13 protein-coding genes are annotated in these 19,459 nt (G+C 60.8%); 9 read left to right on the top strand and 4 right to left on the bottom strand.

What is annotated here, in order from left to right:
- Positions 1-65: 65 nt before the first annotated feature.
- From LIY45_RS07090 to LIY45_RS07080, 3 genes are all read left to right on the top strand, one after another.
- Positions 66-560, top strand: coding sequence for a DUF2165 domain-containing protein (locus tag LIY45_RS07090; protein ID WP_226475809.1), 495 nt, complete (start codon positions 66-68; stop codon positions 558-560).
- Between the two features lie 240 nt (positions 561-800).
- A complete protein-coding gene (locus LIY45_RS07085) occupies positions 801-1,748 on the top strand; it encodes a hypothetical protein (RefSeq protein WP_226475808.1) in 948 nt (315 codons plus the stop codon).
- A complete protein-coding gene (locus LIY45_RS07080) occupies positions 1,738-2,112 on the top strand; it encodes a hypothetical protein (protein ID WP_226475807.1) in 375 nt (124 codons plus the stop codon). The genes LIY45_RS07085 and LIY45_RS07080 overlap by 11 nt, the downstream gene beginning before the upstream one ends.
- A gap of 81 nt (positions 2,113-2,193) precedes the next feature.
- On the opposite strand, the gene putP is transcribed toward LIY45_RS07080, so the two are convergent.
- Positions 2,194-3,678 (bottom strand): sodium/proline symporter PutP, encoded by a 1,485-nt coding sequence (putP, locus tag LIY45_RS07075; RefSeq protein ID WP_177022510.1) that lies wholly within the window; start codon positions 3,676-3,678, stop codon positions 2,194-2,196.
- Between the two features lie 123 nt (positions 3,679-3,801).
- Positions 3,802-4,107 (bottom strand): hypothetical protein, encoded by a 306-nt coding sequence (locus LIY45_RS07070; RefSeq protein ID WP_226475806.1) that lies wholly within the window; start codon positions 4,105-4,107, stop codon positions 3,802-3,804.
- 29 nt (positions 4,108-4,136) lie between these two features.
- On the opposite strand from LIY45_RS07070, the gene putA reads away from it, so the two are divergent.
- Both putA and LIY45_RS07060 read left to right on the top strand, forming a co-directional pair.
- Entirely contained in the window at positions 4,137-8,090 is a 3,954-nt protein-coding gene (gene putA, locus LIY45_RS07065) for a trifunctional transcriptional regulator/proline dehydrogenase/L-glutamate gamma-semialdehyde dehydrogenase (RefSeq protein ID WP_226475805.1), read from the top strand.
- 236 nt (positions 8,091-8,326) lie between these two features.
- Complete coding sequence (locus tag LIY45_RS07060; protein WP_017478280.1) at positions 8,327-10,129, top strand: acyl-CoA dehydrogenase; 1,803 nt, start codon at positions 8,327-8,329, stop codon at positions 10,127-10,129.
- Here LIY45_RS07060 and LIY45_RS07055 read toward each other — a convergent pair.
- Complete coding sequence (locus tag LIY45_RS07055) at positions 10,126-10,419, bottom strand: cell division protein ZapA (RefSeq protein WP_226475804.1); 294 nt, start codon at positions 10,417-10,419, stop codon at positions 10,126-10,128. The genes LIY45_RS07060 and LIY45_RS07055 overlap by 4 nt on opposite strands.
- Positions 10,416-10,646 carry a hypothetical protein gene (locus LIY45_RS07050; RefSeq protein WP_003209413.1) on the bottom strand — a complete coding sequence of 77 codons (231 nt, stop codon included), beginning with the start codon at positions 10,644-10,646 and terminating at the stop codon, positions 10,416-10,418. Before LIY45_RS07050 ends, LIY45_RS07055 begins: the two co-directional genes overlap by 4 nt.
- A 277-nt stretch (positions 10,647-10,923) precedes the next feature.
- Here LIY45_RS07050 and LIY45_RS07045 point away from each other — a divergent pair, with 277 nt between their 5' ends.
- The 4 genes from LIY45_RS07045 to LIY45_RS07030 all read left to right on the top strand — a co-directional run bounded on the left by LIY45_RS07045 (position 10,924) and on the right by LIY45_RS07030 (position 19,458).
- Positions 10,924-12,549 carry a methyl-accepting chemotaxis protein gene (locus LIY45_RS07045; RefSeq protein ID WP_226475803.1) on the top strand — a complete coding sequence of 542 codons (1,626 nt, stop codon included), beginning with the start codon at positions 10,924-10,926 and terminating at the stop codon, positions 12,547-12,549.
- Between the two features lie 232 nt (positions 12,550-12,781).
- Positions 12,782-14,524: a potassium/proton antiporter gene (locus LIY45_RS07040; protein ID WP_003209410.1), complete on the top strand. Its 1,743-nt coding sequence runs from the start codon at positions 12,782-12,784 to the stop codon at positions 14,522-14,524.
- Positions 14,525-14,594: 70 nt separating this feature from the next.
- Positions 14,595-17,945: a mechanosensitive channel MscK gene (mscK, locus tag LIY45_RS07035; RefSeq protein WP_017478276.1), complete on the top strand. Its 3,351-nt coding sequence runs from the start codon at positions 14,595-14,597 to the stop codon at positions 17,943-17,945.
- A gap of 49 nt (positions 17,946-17,994) precedes the next feature.
- Positions 17,995-19,458, top strand: a complete 1,464-nt coding sequence (locus tag LIY45_RS07030; RefSeq protein ID WP_226475802.1) for a protein adenylyltransferase SelO — start codon at positions 17,995-17,997, stop codon at positions 19,456-19,458.
- Position 19,459 lies beyond the last annotated feature (1 nt).

Raw genomic sequence — 19,459 nt, 5'->3', positions numbered from 1 at the left:
CGAACCACCGTCATGAGCGTGCTAGCGTTACGACCCACCTCATCGGCATCACAATGGAAAAAAACATGGCCACCCGCTACGCAAAAATCGTTCTGACCCTTGCCCTGGCAGCCTTCGCCACACTCGTCGCCTTCAACAACATCACCGACTACGGCTCCAACTTTGCCTTCGTCGAACATGTGCTGAGCATGGACACCACCTTCCCTGGCAACGCCGCGATGTATCGCGCCATCACCACCCCATGGCTGTGGCACGGTGCGTACTGGCTGATCATCGCCGGTGAAGCCCTGACGGCCGTACTGCTGGCGCGTGGTGCACTGGCCTTGTGGCGGGCTCGCCGTGCCACAGGTATCGACTTCAATCGCGCCAAGAAAAGCGCAGTCATCGGGCTGACCCTCGGTTTTGTCGTGTGGTTCTTCGGCTTTATGGTGATCGGCGGCGAGTGGTTCCTGATGTGGCAATCCCATCAGTGGAACGGCCAGGAAGCTGCATTCAAGTTTTATATGGCGATCCTGGGTGTGCTGATTTTTCTGAACCAGCCAGATGCTAATCACGACTGAAGGGCTACGAAATCGACATAGGTAAATGCCCTTTCACAAACTTCTGTCAGATAGCTGACGGTAGCTTGTAGCCCTTTTCCCAAAGTATAAAAACCGCCCCACACTCAACGCTCACAGCCACCAGGCGAGCCCTTAAATTGCCGTGCCATCTCCCTTCGGAAAGGACCGCATACATGGCACGCAACAACCATCACGCCCTGAATACCCCCATCATCCATAAAGACTGCTGAGGACGCCCCAATGCCTCAGCCCTATGCATTCATCAATGAACGGCAACAAACCTCAGTGGAACTCAAGGCCAGGCTGCGCCTGGGCAAACACGCGCAGGCCAAGTTCGACGTACTTAACAGTCACATTCGCAATGTTGTTGTTCTACCCGGCCAGTTGGTGATCATAGGCGATGACTCGACGGCGGCCTGCACCCTGGAAGAGTCCCGCTTGATGAGCACCGCCTGGAATATTCGACATAGCGTTATGGCCGAAGGCAGCGATACCTTTGCCCTGCACAACTACGACCTGCTGCAAAAAATACTGGGCTACGCCTCGCTCGGAATAGGTACGGCGGGTGACGCCTGGAGTCGGCACCTGCGGGACATTGGTAAAACGCTCGAAGACATTGATGCGCTGCATAAACAGTCGCTGCGCCAAGGTGGCGGCGTCGTGCGGAACGACTTCCTGGCTCGACGCCAAACCCTGTTCGCCAAACTGGAAGCACAAATGCGCGGCTTTGCACGTTATGGCACTCACTTGCGCAATGAAGGATCGATCAAGAAAATGCTCGGGATATCCACCCGAAGCTATCTGCACACCGGGGAAATCCATCGGTATGCCGAAACGATTGCGCGGGTTTCAAAGACCGCCAAGCTGCTGAAAAACGGAACGCCACTGGGAATTGCACTGAGCACCACGGCGTCGGCGCTGGAAATCAGGGAGGCTTGCTCTACAGGGAGGGAAGAGCAGTGCAGGAAGGCGAAATATGTGGAGGTGGGAAAGTTGGCGGGAGGGGTGGCAGGCGGCGTAGTGGGGGGTGCTGCTGGATCAACGCTATGCCTTGCCATATTGCTTCCCGCCACCGGCCCTGGCTCTTTAGCTTGTTTATTGATAGGCGGAGGAGTTGGTGGTGCGACAGGGGGACATTACGTCAGCATTGGTGGCGAAAAGGCAGGAGAATTGTTGTATGAATATTGATTACTTTTTAAATCTCCCTGCAGAGTCCTTGATTGTAATCAGCTCATTCCTGCTGATAATCATTGCCAACATTCTCGGCATATTCTTGTGCTACCGAAAGCTTGAGACTATGGAAATCCTCTTAAACAGAAGTCGCCTGGTGACCTTCCACAGCGGCTATTGGGGAACCTCTCCACGAGAAAGAATGATGAGACTTTGTGCAGTGTACGTAGCCGTTGCACTCCCCAGGCTAAATGCACGGCGTGGTGCTGTAGACCTTCAGCAGGTGCAAGCATTTCCGCGCAATACCAAGCTTCTGCTACACACAACGGTTCTTGTTGGCATGACTGGCCTGCTAGGAATGATCGTTGTTTATTTTGACTGACCAGCAGCGGTGAAAAAAACGGCCCGTCATCCAAAAGATGCGGGCCGTTTTCACCTCAGCGGGCATTCAAGCCCCCGCCGATTACTTGTTGAGGTTGTAATCCGCCTCGGCCGCGTCAAACCGCTGAAGCATGCCAGCCGTCGGAGCACCCAGCTTGCTCACGAAGTAGATCGCCAGGCTCGCGAAGATGAAGCCCGGGATGATTTCGTACAGGCCAAACAGGCTGAAGTGCTTCCACACGATCACAGTGATCGCACCCACCAGGATGCCGGCCAGTGCGCCATTACGCGTCATGCCTTTCCACAGTACGGAGATCAGCACCACGGGGCCAAATGCAGCACCGAAACCGGCCCAGGCGTAGCTCACCAGGCCCAGTACGCGGTTTTCCGGGTTGGCGGCCATGGCGATGGCGATCAGCGCCACCAGCAGCACCATGGCGCGACCGACCCACACCAGCTCAACCTGGGAGGCGTTTTTACGCAGGAAGGTTTTGTAGAAGTCTTCGGTCAGGGCGCTGGAGCACACCAGCAACTGGCAGCTCAGGGTGCTCATCACGGCAGCCAGGATGGCCGACAGCAATACACCGGCAATCCATGGATTGAACAGCAACTTGGCCAGCTCGATGAACACACGCTCGTGGTTCTCGGTCACGGGACCGGCGACTTCCGGGTGCGCCGAGAAGTAGGCGATACCGAAGAAGCCCACGGCCACGGTGCCGCCCAGGCACAGGATCATCCAGGTCATGGAGATGCGGCGCGCCTTGGCAATCGACTTCACCGAATCCGCCGCCATGAAGCGCGCGAGGATGTGCGGCTGGCCGAAGTAACCCAGGCCCCAGCCCATCAGCGAAATGATGCCGATGAAGGTGGTGTTTTTCAGCATGTTGAAGTTGTCAGGGTTCTGCGCTTCGATCGCCAGGAAGGTGGTGTCGACGCCTCCGGTGGCCAGCAGCACGATGATCGGCGTGAGCAACAGGGCGAAGATCATCAGCGTGGCTTGTACGGTGTCAGTCCAGCTCACCGCCAGGAAACCACCCACGAAGGTGTAGGCAATGGTCGCCGCAGCACCGGCCCACAGCGCGGTCTCGTAGGACATGCCGAAGGTGCTTTCAAACAGGCGGGCGCCGGCCACGATGCCGGAAGCGCAGTAAATGGTGAAAAACACCAGGATCACCACCGCAGAGATGATCCGCAGCAGGCCGCTTTTATCTTCGAAACGGCTGGAGAAGTAATCCGGCAGGGTCAGGGCGTCGCCGTTGTGCTCGGTCTGCACCCGCAGGCGGCCGGCTACAAACAGCCAGTTCAGGTAGGCACCGACGATCAGGCCGATGGCGATCCAGCTTTCCGACAGGCCAGACATGTAGATCGCGCCGGGCAAGCCCATCAGCAACCAGCCGCTCATGTCCGAGGCGCCGGCCGAGAGCGCGGTGACCACGCTGCCGAGGCTGCGACCGCCGAGGATGTAATCGGAAAGGTTGTTGGTGGAGCGATAGGCCATAAAGCCGATCAGCACCATGGCAGCGATATAGATCACAAATGTGATCAGGGTAGGATTACTTACGCTCATTGAGTTACGCCCTGGCATTGTTTTTATGTAGCGGCGGTCTGTCCGGACGGCCACCCACTTGGCGAGTGGATAGACGAAGCCTGGCGCCGCGCATTTATGACTGACGTTTCCCCAGGAAAGCCATCAGCCGATGAACCGCCGGTAAGAGGTTGCACCTTGGGCGCGAATGCTATTCAACAAAGCAAATAAGGTGCAACCAGTTTCTTGAGAATAAGTTGCACCTCGATGTGTTTTGCAGAAAACACCGTGTTTTTGCTCCTTTTCGGAGCAAGGGCAGCCAAAGTCAGAAGCAAATGCACCAAGGCGCAGCCGATTCGGCTGCGGCGATAATTTTTCCCGATCAGCATCAAAAATTTCATGGATAAAAAGGGTTGCACCCGGTTGCACCTCTCTCGGCGCAAAGCTAATCTTGCCGCCAGCTGATGCCACGCAGTAGTGGCACCCATGAGGATAAAAAGATGGCTACGACCACCCTTGGGGTCAAACTTGACGACCCGACCCGCGAGCGCCTGAAGGCGGCCGCGACCTCCATTGATCGCACGCCGCACTGGCTGATCAAGCAGGCGATTTTCAATTACCTGGAGAAACTCGAGGGTGGTGCAACCCTGGCCGAACTCAACGGCCTGGCCAGCAAGGACGCAGAAGAAGCCGGCGAGGTCCAGACCGACCACGCCCACCAGTGCTTCCTGGAGTTCGCCGAGAGCATCCTGCCGCAATCGGTGCTGCGCGCGTCGATCACCGCCGCTTACCGTCGCCCGGAACCTGAAGTGGTGCCGATGCTGATCGAGCAGGCCCGCCTGCCCGCGACAATGGCCGACGCCACCAACAAGCTCGCCTCTTCGATCGCCGAGAAACTGCGCAATCAGAAAAGCGCCGGCGGCCGTGCAGGTATCGTCCAGGGCCTGCTGCAAGAATTTTCCTTGTCGTCCCAGGAAGGCGTAGCGCTGATGTGCCTCGCCGAAGCGCTGCTGCGTATCCCGGACAAAGGCACCCGCGACGCACTGATACGCGACAAGATCAGCACCGGCAACTGGCACCCGCACTTGGGCAACAGCCCGTCGCTGTTCGTCAACGCCGCCACCTGGGGCCTGCTGCTGACCGGCAAACTGGTCGCCACCCATAACGAAGCCGGCCTGACGTCGTCCCTGAGCCGCATCATCGGCAAAAGCGGCGAGCCAATGATCCGCAAGGGCGTCGACATGGCGATGCGCCTGATGGGCGAGCAGTTCGTCACCGGCGAAACCATCGCCGAAGCCCTGGCCAATGCGAGCAAGTTCGAAGCCAAGGGTTTCCGCTATTCCTACGACATGCTCGGTGAAGCCGCACTCACCGAACACGACGCCCAGAAGTACCTGGCCTCGTACGAACAAGCCATCCACTCGATCGGCAAAGCGTCCCACGGCCGTGGCATTTATGAAGGCCCAGGCATCTCCATCAAGCTTTCGGCCCTGCACCCGCGTTACAGCCGTGCGCAGTACGAGCGCGTGATGGACGAGCTGTACCCGCGCCTGCTGTCGCTGACGCTGCTGGCCAAGCAATACGACATCGGCCTGAACATCGACGCCGAAGAAGCCGACCGCCTGGAGCTGTCCCTCGACCTGCTGGAACGCCTGTGCTTCGAGCCGCAACTGACCGGCTGGAACGGTATCGGCTTCGTGATCCAGGCTTACCAGAAGCGTTGCCCGTATGTGATCGACTACGTGATCGACCTGGCACGCCGCAGCCGCCACCGCCTGATGATCCGCCTGGTAAAAGGCGCGTACTGGGACAGCGAAATCAAGCGCGCCCAGGTCGAAGGCCTGGAAGGCTATCCGGTCTATACCCGCAAGGTGTACACCGACGTTTCCTACATTGCCTGCGCACGCAAACTGCTCTCGGTTCCGGAAGTTATCTACCCGCAGTTCGCTACGCACAACGCCCACACCTTGTCGGCGATTTACCATATCGCCGGTCAGAACTATTACCCCGGCCAGTACGAGTTCCAATGCCTGCACGGCATGGGCGAGCCGCTGTACGAGCAGGTTGTAGGCAAGGTCTCCGAAGGCAAGCTGAATCGTCCGTGCCGCGTGTACGCACCCGTCGGCACCCACGAAACACTGCTGGCTTACCTGGTGCGTCGCCTGCTGGAAAACGGCGCCAACACTTCGTTCGTCAACCGCATCGCCGACCAATCCATCTCGATCCAGGAGCTGGTGGCCGATCCAGTAGCCAGCATCGAGCAGATGGCGACGCTGGAAGGCGGCTTCGGCCTGCCGCACCCGCGTATCCCGCTGCCCCGCGACCTGTATGGTGCCGAGCGCGCCAACTCCGCCGGTATCGACCTGGCCAACGAACACCGCTTGGCGTCGCTGTCCTGTGCCCTGCTGGCCACCGCCCACAACAACTGGAAAGCCGCGCCGATGCTCGGTTGCGCATCCAGCAATGAAGCCGCTGCGCCGGTATTGAACCCGTCCGATCTGCGTGATGTGGTCGGCCACGTACAGGAAGCAACTGTCGAAGACGTCGACAACGCCATCCAGTGCGCCCTGAAAGCCGCGCCAATCTGGCAGGCGACCCCGCCCGCCGAGCGCGCCGCGATCCTGGAGCGTGCCGCCGATTTGATGGAAGGCGAGATCCAGCCACTGATGGGCCTGCTGGCCCGTGAAGCCGGCAAGACCTTCGCCAACGCCATCGCCGAAGTGCGTGAAGCCGTGGACTTCCTGCGTTACTACGCCGTGCAGGCCCGCAACGATTTCACCAACGACGCCCACCGTCCATTGGGCCCGGTGGTCTGTATCAGCCCGTGGAACTTCCCCCTGGCGATCTTCAGTGGCCAGGTCGCCGCTGCACTGGCCGCCGGTAACCCGGTGCTGGCCAAGCCTGCCGAGCAAACGCCACTGGTGGCCGCACAAGCCGTGCGCCTGCTGCTGGAAGCCGGGATTCCGGAAGGCGTGCTGCAACTGCTGCCGGGCCAGGGCGAAACCGTCGGTGCCCGCCTGGTGGGTGATGATCGCGTCAAGGGCGTGATGTTCACCGGCTCCACCGAGGTTGCGCGCTTGCTGCAACGCAGTGTCGCCGGCCGCCTGGATGCACAGGGCCGTCCGATCCCGCTGATCGCCGAAACCGGCGGCCAGAACGCGATGATCGTCGACTCCTCGGCGCTCACCGAACAAGTCGTGATCGACGTGGTGTCCTCGGCCTTCGACAGTGCCGGCCAACGCTGCTCGGCCCTGCGCGTGCTGTGCTTGCAGGAAGATTCTGCTGATCGCGTCATCGAAATGCTGAAAGGTGCCATGGCAGAATGCCGCCTCGGTAACCCGGAGCGCCTGTCGGTGGACATTGGCCCGGTGATCGACGCCGAAGCCAAGGCTGGCATCGAGAAACACATCCAGGCCATGCGCGACAAAGGCCGCAACGTTTACCAGGTCGCCATTGCCGATAGCGAAGAGGTCAAGCGCGGCACCTTCGTGATGCCAACCCTGATCGAACTGGAAAGCTTCGACGAGCTGCAACGGGAGATCTTCGGCCCGGTGCTGCACGTGGTGCGCTACAAGCGCAAAGAGATCGACCAGCTTATCGGCCAGATCAATGCCTCCGGCTACGGCCTGACCCTGGGCGTGCACACCCGCATCGACGAGACCATCGCCAAGGTGATCGACAACGTCCATGCCGGTAACGTCTACGTTAACCGCAACATTGTGGGGGCCGTGGTCGGCGTGCAGCCGTTCGGCGGCGAAGGTTTGTCGGGTACTGGCCCGAAAGCCGGCGGTCCGCTGTACCTGTACCGTCTGCTGTCGACCCGTCCTACGGACGCCATCGAGCAATCCTTCGTGCGCGGTGATGCCGTGACAGCACCGGATGTTCGCCTGCGGGATGCCATGAGCAAGCCACTGACGACCCTGCAAGCCTGGGCCGACAGCAACAAGCTCAGCGATTTGAGCGCCCTGTGCGTGCAGTTCGCCGCGCAATCCCAAAGCGGTATCACCCGCCAACTGGCCGGCCCGACCGGCGAGCGCAACAGCTACGCCATCCTGCCCCGCGAGCACGTGTTGTGCCTGGCGGAAGTGGAAGGCGACCTGCTGACGCAACTGGCCGCGGTACTGGCTGTCGGCGGCTCGGCGGTATGGCCGGAAACTGAATTGACCAAGGCCGTGTTTGCACGTTTGCCGAAGGAGCTTCAGGCGAAGATCAAGCTGGTGGCGGACTGGACCAAGGATGAAACCGTATTTGATGCCGTGCTGCATCACGGCGACTCCGACCAACTGCGCGGGGTTTGCCAGCAAGTGGCCAAGCGTGGCGGGGCGATTGTCGGGGTTCACGGTTTGTCTTCGGGCGAAACCGGGATTGCCCTGGAGCGCCTGGTGATCGAGCGGGCGTTGAGCGTCAACACCGCCGCGGCGGGTGGTAACGCCAGCCTGATGACCATCGGCTAACGGAAGAAACGCGGTCAAAATGTGGGAGCTGGCTTGCCTGCGATGGCATCACCTCGGTGTATCTGACACATCGAGGTGCCTGCATCGCGGGCAAGCCCGGCTCCCACAACAGCCCTCACATTGACCGCGTTCCACCTTCGAGCCGCGTTCTGCCCCTCCATCACCCAGATCAATCTTGCTATCCAGCCTCTATTTGCGCACTTAGACTCGGCCCATTCCCACACAGGTAAGCCACCATGTCCGAGACGCTGCTCAGTTCCCGCAATCTGGCTTTCGAGCTGTACGAAGTCCTCGATGCCGAGGGCCTGACCCAGCGCGAGCGGTTTGCCGAACACAACCGCGAAACCTTCGACGCCGCCATCGGCACCGCCCGCAGCATTGCCGAGAAGTTCTTCGCCCCCCACAACCGCAAGGGCGACGAGAACGAGCCCCGCTACGAGAACGGTCAGGCGATTCTGATTCCTGAAGTGAAACCGGCGGTGGACGCCTTCCTCGAAGCCGGCTTCCTCAACGCCGCCCGCAGCTTCGAAGCCGGCGGCATGCAATTGCCTACCCTGCTGTCCCAGGCCTGTTTCGCACACTTCCAGTCAGCCAACGCCGCCTCTACGTCGTACCCGTTCCTGACCATGGGCGCCGCCAACCTGATCGAGAGCTTCGGCACCGAGGAGCAGAAACAACGCTTCCTGCAACCGATGATCGAAGGCCGTTTCTTCGGCACCATGGCGCTGACCGAGCCCCACGCCGGCTCCTCGCTGTCGGATATTCGTACCCGTGCAGAACCGGCGGCTGACGGCAGCTATCGCCTCAAGGGCAACAAGATCTTCATCTCCGGCGGCGATCACCCGCTGTCGGAAAACATCGTGCACATGGTGCTGGCCAAGCTGCCGGACGCGCCCGCCGGGGTGAAGGGCATTTCGCTGTTTATCGTGCCCAAATTCCTGGTCAACGACGACGGCAGCCTGGGCAAACGCAACGATGTGTTGCTGGCCGGGCTGTTTCACAAGATGGGTTGGCGCGGCACCACCTCCACCGCGTTGAATTTCGGCGATAACGGCGAGTGTGTCGGCTACCTGGTGGGCAAGCCGCATCAGGGCCTGAGCTGCATGTTCCAGATGATGAACGAAGCGCGGATCGGCGTGGGCATGGGCGCGGTGATGCTCGGTTACGCCGGCTACCTGTATTCCCTGGAATACGCCCGCGAGCGCCCGCAAGGTCGCCTGCCGGACAGCAAGGACCCGAACACCGCGCCGGTGTCGATCATTCAGCACGCCGACATCAAACGCATGCTGTTGACCCAAAAAGCCTACGTGGAAGGCGCCTTCGACCTTGGCTTGTACGCCGCGCGCCTGTTCGACGACACCACCACCCTGGAAACCGAAGCTGCGCGCAAACAGGCCCACGAACTGCTGGACCTGCTGACGCCGATCGTCAAATCCTGGCCGTCGGAGTTTTGCCTTAAAGCCAACGAACTGGCGATCCAGATCCTCGGCGGCCACGGCTACACCCGCGAATACCCGGTGGAGCAGTACTACCGCGATAACCGCCTGAATCCGATCCATGAAGGCACCCACGGCATTCAGTCGCTGGATTTGCTCGGGCGCAAGCTGGCGCAGAACGGCGGTGCGGGCTTGAAGCAACTGATCCGCCTGATCGCCGAGACCGGCGCGCGGGCACAGGCATACCCGTCACTGACTGCCTTACGGGAACCGCTGGAACACCTGGTAGCGCGCCTGCAAGAGGTCACCCTCGGCCTGCTGACGGATCTCGCCCAGGGCAAGGTCAACAGCAGCCTGGCGAATTCGGCGCTGTACCTGAAAGTGTTCGGGCATACGGTGATTGGCTGGCGCTGGCTGGAACAGGCAATTCGCGCCGAGGAAGGGCTGGCCAAGGGCAATGCTGCCGATGTCGCCTTCTATAAGGGCAAGCTCCAGGCCGCCCGGTACTTCCTGACGTGGGAAATACCGGGCTGCCATCATGAACTGGCGATTCTCGAGGCACGTGATGACACGTGCCTGGGGATGCAGGATGAGTGGTTTTAAGGCTGTCCGATCGCCTTGGAAATCACTTCGACCGTGGCGCTGACTTGCTCTTGGTAACGGTCGAGTTCCTGCTGATGGTGCTTTTGCATTTCGATCTGCTCGGCGCACAGGTTCAGCGCCGCCAGCACCAATAGCTTGTCACCGATCAGCGTCGGGTACTTTTTCTTGGTGGTGGCCAGGGATGCCTTGAGCATCGTCGCGGCGCTCATCAGGGTGTTGTCTTCCCCTTCCGGTGCCTTGATCGAGTAATCCTCACCGAGAATCGAAACGACCTTTATCCCTTCATTCATGCGCTGACAGGACCTGCGCTCACACGCTCAACCAACGCCTGGATACGGGCAGCGGTGGCGCCCTGCTTTTCTTCCTGTTCCATCAGGTTCAACTGCAGGCTGTCGTTCTCATCCTTGGCGCGAGCCAGTTCGGCCTTGAGGGATTCGTTGGTGCCCAGCAGATCCTGGTTCTGCTGTACCAGGTCACTGACCAGTTGTTCCAATTGGCTGAGGGATGCTTCTAACATTTTGATTTCTCGGGCTTTTTCAAAGGGCGGTGACGATAAAGAAAAATCACCTCGGATGCCAGGGTTATCCCCGGCGCGGGGCCTTGATTTTACAGGGCAGGCCACGCTTTCGAGCCTTAGTGACTGCTTTTATGGCATCTGGTTCCTGAATCCCGTCGGACCGTCCCGCTCTGCGACAAAAGCGCGCACCCCCTCAAGACTTTAGTCGTATGACCGATAGGTCATGGACACCCCGCCCAAACCCCGCATGGATCGCGCTTCTCCCCAGGATCACAGCATGTCTCTTCGTAATATGAATATCGCGCCGCGGGCCTTCCTCGGCTTCGCGTTGATTGGCGCGCTGATGTTGTTTCTCGGCGTGTTCGCGTTGAACCAGATGAGCAAGATTCGCGCGGCGACGGAAGACATCACCCTGAGCAGCGTGCCGAGCATCCGCGCCCTGGACGAGTTCACCCAGTTGACCCTGCGCCTGAGGGTGCTGTCCTATCGCCTGCTGACCAACCGCGAGCCCGACGTCCAGCAAAAGACCCTGGAAGCGTTTGATCTGCGCAATCAACAGATTCGTACCGCCCAGGCGGTGTACGAGAAGCTGATCGACAGCAGCGAAGAGCGCAGTACCTATAACGAGTACGTGCGTCTTTTGGGCCAGTATCACCAGATCGAAGAACGCATGAAGAGCCTGTCCCGGGCCAATCAGGTGGACGAGCTGCGCACCCTGCTGAACACCGAACTGCTGAGCAACTCGGAGCAGGTCAACGCCGTGCTGAACCGCCTGCTGGACATCAATAACAAGATGGCCACCGCCACCAACCAGCAAGCCGCCGACCAGTACGACATGGCCTTCGAGCTGGTGGTGATCCTGCTGATCCTGGCCACGGCGCTGACCATGCTGTTCGCCTGGTTGCTGACCCGCAGCATCACCCTGCCGATCGCCCAGGCCCTGGACGCCGCCGAGGAAATCGCCGAAGGCAACCTGACGCGCCCGATCAAGGTCGACGGCAACGACGAAGCCGGCCGACTGCTGCTGGCGATGTCCAAGATGCAGGACAAGTTGAAAGACACCTTGCAGCGCATCGCCGGCTCGGCCACCCAGCTGGCTTCCGCGGCGGAAGAACTGAACGCCGTGACCGACGAAAGCGCCCGCGGCCTGACCCAGCAAAACAACGAAATCGAACAAGCCGCCACGGCGGTGAACGAGATGACCAGCGCGGTTGAAGAAGTGGCCCGCAACGCGGTCAGCACCTCCGAAGCCTCGAAAAACGCCACCTCCTCGGCCGGCGATGGACGTGACCTGGTGCAGGAAACCGTCGGCGCCATCGAGCGCATGAGCAGCGACGTGCAAGCCACCGCGACCTTGATCGGTCACCTGGCGGAAGAGTCCCGGGACATCGGCAAGGTGCTGGACGTGATTCGTGGACTGGCCGACCAGACCAACCTGCTGGCCCTGAACGCAGCGATTGAGGCGGCGCGTGCCGGTGAGGCCGGGCGTGGTTTTGCGGTGGTGGCGGATGAAGTGCGGGCCCTGGCCCATCGCACCCAGCAGTCCACCAGCGAGATCGAGCGGATGATCGGCAGCATCCAGGCCGGTACCGAGCATGCAGTGGATTCGATGCGTAACAGCACCGAGCGTGCGGAGTCGACGCTGAATATCGCCAAGGGTGCGGGGATGTCACTGGACACCATCAATACCGCCATCGTTGAAATCAACGAGCGCAACCTGGTGATCGCCAGTGCCGCTGAAGAACAGGCGCAAGTGGCGCGGGAAGTGGATCGCAACCTGGTGAATATTCGTGACTTGTCGGTGCAATCGGCGACCGGCGCCAGCCAGACCAGTGCGGCGAGCAGTGAGCTGTCGCGTTTGGCGGTGGATTTGAACGGGATGGTGGGGCGGTTCAGGCTTTAACTGACACAGGCGATCCCTTGTGGGAGCTGGCTTGCCTGCGATAGCAATCTGACAGTCACGATCTCCAGTGACTGACACACCGCAATCGCAGGCAAGCCAGCTCCCACATTTGACCTGTGTACATCCCCAACACCTTTTTTGACAGCACAGCAATTCAACAGGTTAGAATCGCTGGCACGCAGACTGCATGGTCAGTTTGCGCCTCGTCTTTCCTGCTCATGGAGTACTGCCTTTGAATGCGACGACCATCAACAGCCTGTTCTTGATCGGCGCGTTGCTGGTAGGTGCGAGCATTCTGGTGAGTTCTCTTTCGTCCCGCTTAGGGATTCCGATCCTGGTGATCATCCTGGCCGTGGGCATGATCGCCGGCGTCGACGGCGGCGGCATCATTTTCGATAACTACCCGACTGCCTACCTCGTGGGCAACCTCGCCCTGGCCGTGATCCTGCTCGACGGCGGCTTGCGAACACGGGTGGCGAGTTTTCGCGTGGCGCTCTGGCCCGCCCTGTCCCTGGCGACGGTCGGGGTACTGATCACCACCGGCCTCACCGGCATGGCAGCCGCCTGGCTGTTCAACCTCAACATCATTCAAGGCCTGCTGATCGGCGCCATCGTCGGCTCCACGGACGCTGCGGCGGTGTTCTCGCTGCTGGGCGGCAAGGGCTTGAACGAACGGGTCACCGCCAGCCTGGAAATCGAATCCGGCAGCAACGACCCGATGGCGGTGTTCCTCACCGTCACCCTGATCGACATGCTCGCCAGCGGCCAGACCGGCCTGCACTGGAGCCTGCTGGGCCACTTGATTCGTGAGTTCGGCATCGGCGGCATCATTGGCCTGGGCGGCGGCTGGTTGATGCTGCAGATGGTCAACCGGATCAACCTGGCCAACGGCCTTTACCCGATCCTGGTGATTTCCGGCGGCCTTTTCGTGTTCGCCCTGACCAACGCCCTGCACGGCAGCGGCTTCCTCGCGGTGTACCTGTGCGGCCTGGTGATCGGCAACCGTCCGGTGCGCAGCCGCCATGGCATCTTGCATATGCTCGACGGCATGGCCTGGCTGGCACAGATCGGCATGTTCCTGGTGCTGGGCCTGCTGGTCACGCCCCATGATCTGCTGCCCATCGCGCTGCCGGCCCTGGGCCTGGCGCTGTGGATGATTCTCTTCGCACGGCCACTGTCGGTGATCGTCGGCCTGCTGCCGTTCAAGGCCTTCCACGGTCGAGAAAAAGCCTTTATCGCCTGGGTCGGCCTGCGCGGTGCGGTGCCGATCATTCTGGCGGTGTTCCCGCTGATGGCCGGCCTGCCCCACGCGCAGCTGTACTTCAACTTGGCGTTCTTTATCGTGCTGGTGTCGTTGCTGGTGCAGGGCACGAGCCTGCCCTGGGTAGCCAAATTGTTGAAAGTGACGGTACCGCCCGAGCCCGCGCCGATTTCCCGGGCTGCCCTGGAAGTGCACGTCACCAGCGAGTGGGAGCTGTTCGTCTACCGCCTGGGCGCCGAGAAATGGTGCATCGGCGCTGCCCTACGGGAACTGAAAATGCCCGAAGGCACGCGGATCGCCGCGCTGTTTCGTGGCCAGCAACTGCTCCATCCGTCGGGTAGTACGGTGCTGGAAGTCGATGATTTGCTCTGCGTGATCGGCCATGAACACAACTTGCCGGCCCTCGGCAAACTGTTCAGCCAGGCACCACAACGGGGCCTCGACCTGCGCTTCTTCGGCGACTTCGTACTGGAAGGCGACGCCCAACTGGGCGCAGTTTCGGCCCTATACGGGCTCAAGCTCGAGGGCATCGACCCGGACATGCCACTGAGCCGCTTCATCACCCAGAAAGTCGGTGGTGCGCCGGTGGTCGGCGACCAGGTGGAATGGAACAACACCATCTGGACCGTTGCGGTCATGGACGGGAACAAGATCGGCAAAGTCGGCGTCAGATTCCCCGAAGGAAGTCGCCCGGGCCCCGGGCTCTTCCTCTAAACTGCGGGGCGACGGCGCGCCAGTCGATGTCGGGACGCCCCCTATTTATCACCTTGCTCGACCGGTCTCTATGACAACCCTGCGTACTTTTCTCGCCACTGCCCTGCTGGGCCTGACCCTCTGCGTCGGCACCGTAAACGCTGCCGACCCGCCCAGCATCGACTCCGTCCAGCAAACCCTGGACAAGCTGCCGGACCGCAAACTGCCCGACGCCGACATGAAGGCGCTGCAAAGCATCCTGCAGCAGACCCTCACCTTCCTCGGCAACCAGCAGGATTACCAACAGCGCCTGGTCGACCTCAAGCGCCAGTTGGAAAACGCGCCGCGCCAGAGCGCCGAGAACCAGCGCGAGCTGACCCGGCTCAAAGCCACCAAGGTGATTCCGGTCGCCCAACGCTACGCCACCTTGCCGGTGCCGCAGCTTGAACAACTGCTGGTGCAGCGCACCACCCAGCAAGGCGACCTGCAAAAGGAACTGGCCGACGCCAACAGCTTGAGCATCGCCGCCCAGACCCGCCCGGAACGCGCCCAGACCGAAATCAGCAGCAGCCAGACGCGCATCCAGCAAATCAACTCGATCCTCAAGGCCGGCAAAGACAATGGCAAGGCCCTCAGCGGTGACCAGCGCAACCAACTGAACGCCGAGCTGGCCGCCCTCAACGCGCTGATCCCCTTGCGCCGCCAGGAGCTGGCCGGCAACAGCCAACTGCAAGACCTGGGCAACAGCCAACACGATCTGGTATTGGAAAAAACCGCGCGCCTGGAGCAGGAAATCCAGGACCTGCAAACCCTGATCAACCAGAAACGCCTGGCCCAGTCCCAGGAAACCGTGACCCAGCAGTCCATCGAAGCCCAAAAGGCCGGTGGCAGCAGCCTGCTCGCCACGGAAAGCGCCGCCAACCTGAAACTGTCCGACTACCTGCTCAAAAGCACCGACCGGCTCAACGAACTGACTCAGAAAAACCTGCAAACCAAGCAGCAACTGGACAGCGTGACCCAAAGCGACTCGGCGCTGGACGAACAGATCAACGTACTCAAGGGCAGCCTGCTGCTGTCCAAGATCCTCTACAAACAGAAGCAGGCCCTCCCGCGCCTGACCGTAGACCGCGATCTGGCAGATGACATCGCCAACATTCGCCTGTACCAGTTCGAGGTCAATCAACAACGCGAACTGATCAGCACCCCGAGCACCTACGTCGACAACCTGCTGGCCAATCAACCGGCCGACCAGATCACACCCCAACTGCGCCGCACCCTGCTGGAACTGGCGATCACCCGCAGCGACCTGTTGGAACGCCTCAGCCGGGAGCTGAGCGCACTGCTCAACGAATCCATCACCCTGCAACTGAATCAGAAACAACTGCTGAGCACCGCCAGCACGTTGCGGGCGACCCTCGACGAGCAGATGTTCTGGATTCCCAGCAACAAGCCGCTGGACACCGAATGGCTGGAAACCGTACCGGCGCATCTGAGCAAACAGGTCACCACGTTGCCGTGGGCGTCCAGTGTCAGCGAGCTGTATGACGGCCTGACCCAGCGCCCGCTGCTGTTCCTGCCGCTGCTGTTGTTGATCGGCGCGCTGCTGTGGCGTCGCAGCTACCTGTATGCCCGGCTGAAAAAAATCCATATGGACATCGGCCACTTCAAGCGCGACAGCCAGTGGCACACGCCGGTGGCGATCCTGGTGAATATCGCCTTGGCGATGCCGGTAGCCCTGGGCCTGGCGCTGTGCGGCTATGCGTTGCAGATCGATGCCCGCGGGCAAAACGCCAACCTCGGGGCGGCCCTGCTGCAGATCGCCCAGGCGTGGCTGGTGTTCTACACCGCCTATCGGATCCTCGCGCCAGGCGGCGTGGCAGAGCTGCATTTCCGCTGGGAAAAACCCCAGGTCGAATTCCTCCAGGGCTGGGTGCGCAAACTCGGGCTGGTGGTGCTGGCGTTGGTGGCCGTGGTGGCCATCGCCGAGCATCAACCAGCGGCGCTGGCGGACGACGTGCTGGGCATCGGCGTGGTGCTGACCTGCTACGCACTGATGGCCTGGCTGCTCGGGCGCCTGCTGCTCCATAGCCCGACTCACGAAAAAGCCTCGCTGTTTCGCAAAGCCATGGGCCTGATGTTTACCGCACTGCCGGTCGCGCTGTTTATTGCCGTGTGTTTTGGCTACTACTACACCGCCCTGAAACTCAGCGACCGGCTGATCAACACCCTGTACCTGCTGATGTTCTGGCTGGTGATCGAAGCCACCTTCGTCCGTGGCCTGGGGGTTGCCGCACGGCGCCTGGCCTATGCGCGAGCCTTGGCCAAACGCCAGGCCGCCAAGGAAGCGGGTGATGGCGAAGCCGTGATCGAAGAGCCGACCCTGGACATCGAACAGGTCAACGAACAGTCGATGCGACTGATTCGCCTGGCCCTGCTCGGTGGCTTTATCGCCGCCCTGTATTGGGTGTGGTCTGACTTGATCTCGGTGTTTTCCTACCTGGACAACGTGACCCTCTACGAATACACCAGCGGCACCGGCGCCAATATCAGCATGGTGCCCATCAGCATCGGCGACTTGCTGGGGGCACTGATTATCATCGGCATCACCTTTGCCCTGGCGCGCAACCTGCCCGGGTTATTGGAAGTGTTGGTGTTGTCGAAACTGGACCTGGCCCAGGGCAGCGCCTACGCCACCACCACCTTGCTGTCCTACGTGATTGCCGGCGTCGGCTTTGTTTCCACCCTGTCGACCCTCGGCGTGAGCTGGGACAAGTTGCAATGGCTGGTGGCCGCGCTGTCGGTGGGCTTGGGCTTCGGGATGCAGGAGATCTTCGCCAACTTCATCTCCGGCATCATGATCCTGTTCGAGCGCCCGGTACGGATCGGCGACACCATCACCATCGGCAACCTGTCGGGCACGGTGAGCAAGATCCGCATCCGCGCCACCACCATTACCGACTTCGACCGCAAGGACATCATTGTCCCGAACAAGACGTTCATCACCGGGCAACTGATCAACTGGTCGCTGACCGACACCATCACCCGGGTCACCCTGAAACTGGGCGTGGACTACGGCTCGGACCTGGATCGGGTGAAGGAATTGCTGCTCAAGGCCGCCCGGGAAAACCCCCGCGTGCTGAAAGACCCGGAACCCCATGTGTACTTCCTCAACTTCGGCGAAAGCACCCTGGACCACGAACTGCGCATGCACGTACGCGACCTGGGCGACCGCAACCCGGTGATCGATGAGGTCAACCGCTTCATCAATCGCGAGTTCAAGAAAGAGCACATCAACATCTCGTTCCGGCAGATGGAGGTGTACTTGAAGAACCTGCATGGCCAGGAATACAAACTGGTTCCGGTAGAAGAAGAAAACAAAACCGCCCTGCCGCCCGCCAAGGACCAGGACATACAAGAACCGCCTCCCGCCAAACTCGACTAAACGCACTATCCCCAGCAGAATGGTCGGACATTCTGCTGGGAGATGGCCGTTGAAAGCCCTCGACGAACTGACCTTCGACAACCGTTTCGCCCGCCTGGGCGACGGCTTCTCAACCCATGTGCTGCCCGAACCCATCGACGAACCGCGTTTAGTGGTAGCGAGTGAAGCGGCCATGGCGCTGCTGGATATCGACCCTGCCGTGGCCGAAACACCGGTATTTGCCGAGCTGTTCGGCGGGCACAAGCTGTGGGCCGAGGCCGAGCCGCGGGCGATGATCTATTCCGGGCATCAGTTTGGCTCGTACAACCCGCAGTTGGGTGACGGGCGCGGATTGCTGCTGGGCGAGGTTTACAACGAAGCGGGCGAGCATTGGGACCTTCACCTCAAGGGCGCCGGGCAAACCCCGTACTCGCGCATGGGCGATGGGCGCGCGGTGCTGCGGTCGTCGATCCGGGAGTTTCTGGCGTCGGAGGCGTTGCCTGCGCTGGGCATTCCCAGCAGTCGGGCACTCTGTGTAATCGGCTCCACCACACCGGTATGGCGCGAGAAACAGGAGCGCGCCGCCATGGTGCTGCGCCTGGCCCATAGCCATGTGCGCTTTGGGCATTTCGAATATTTCTACTACACCAAGAAGCCTGAATTACAGAAGCAATTGGCGGAGCACGTGCTGTCCCTGCACTTCCCGGAATGCATGGAACAGCCGGAGCCGTATTTGGCGATGTTCCGTGAAATTGTCGAGCGTAATGCCGAGTTGATCGCCAAATGGCAGGCCTATGGGTTCTGCCACGGAGTGATGAACACCGACAACATGTCGATCCTCGGCATCACCTTCGACTTCGGGCCGTTTGCGTTCCTCGATGATTTTGACGCGCAGTTCATCTGCAACCACTCGGATCATGAAGGGCGCTATTCCTTCAGCAACCAGGTGCCGATCGGGCAGTGGAACCTGAGCGCGCTGGCCCAGGCGTTGACGCCGTTTATCACCGTCGAGGCGCTGCGGGAAACGCTGGGGCTGTATCTGCCGTTGTTCCAGGCCCACTACCTGGACCTGATGCGCCGCCGACTGGGCCTCACCACCGCCGAAGATGACGACCAGAAGCTGGTGGAGCGCCTGCTGCAACTGATGCAGAACAGCGGCGTCGACTACACCCTGTTCTTCCGCCGGCTGGGGGATGAATCTGCGGCGCTGGCTGTGGCGCGGTTGCGCGACGACTTTGTCGACCTCAAGGGGTTTGATGAGTGGGCGGACCTGTACAAAGCCCGTGTGGAGCGCGACGCCAGCGGCACAGAAGAACAGCGACGTGAGCGGATGCATGGGGTGAATCCGCTTTATATCCTGCGCAACTATTTGGCGCAGAACGCCATCCAGGCGGCAGAGCTGGGGGATTACAGCGAAGTGCGCCGGCTGCATGAGGTGCTGACCAAACCGTTTGAAGAGCAGCCGGGGATGGAGCAATACGCCCAGCGACCGCCGGATTGGGGGAAGCATTTGGAGATTAGTTGTTCGTCGTAGA

The sequence above is a fragment of the Pseudomonas sp. MWU16-30323 genome (genome assembly GCF_020515595.1).
Taxonomy (GTDB): Bacteria; Pseudomonadota; Gammaproteobacteria; order Pseudomonadales; family Pseudomonadaceae; genus Aquipseudomonas; species Aquipseudomonas yamanorum.
Note: the sequence above shows the minus strand (reverse complement) of the source record. Positions and strands in the feature narration are given on the sequence as shown.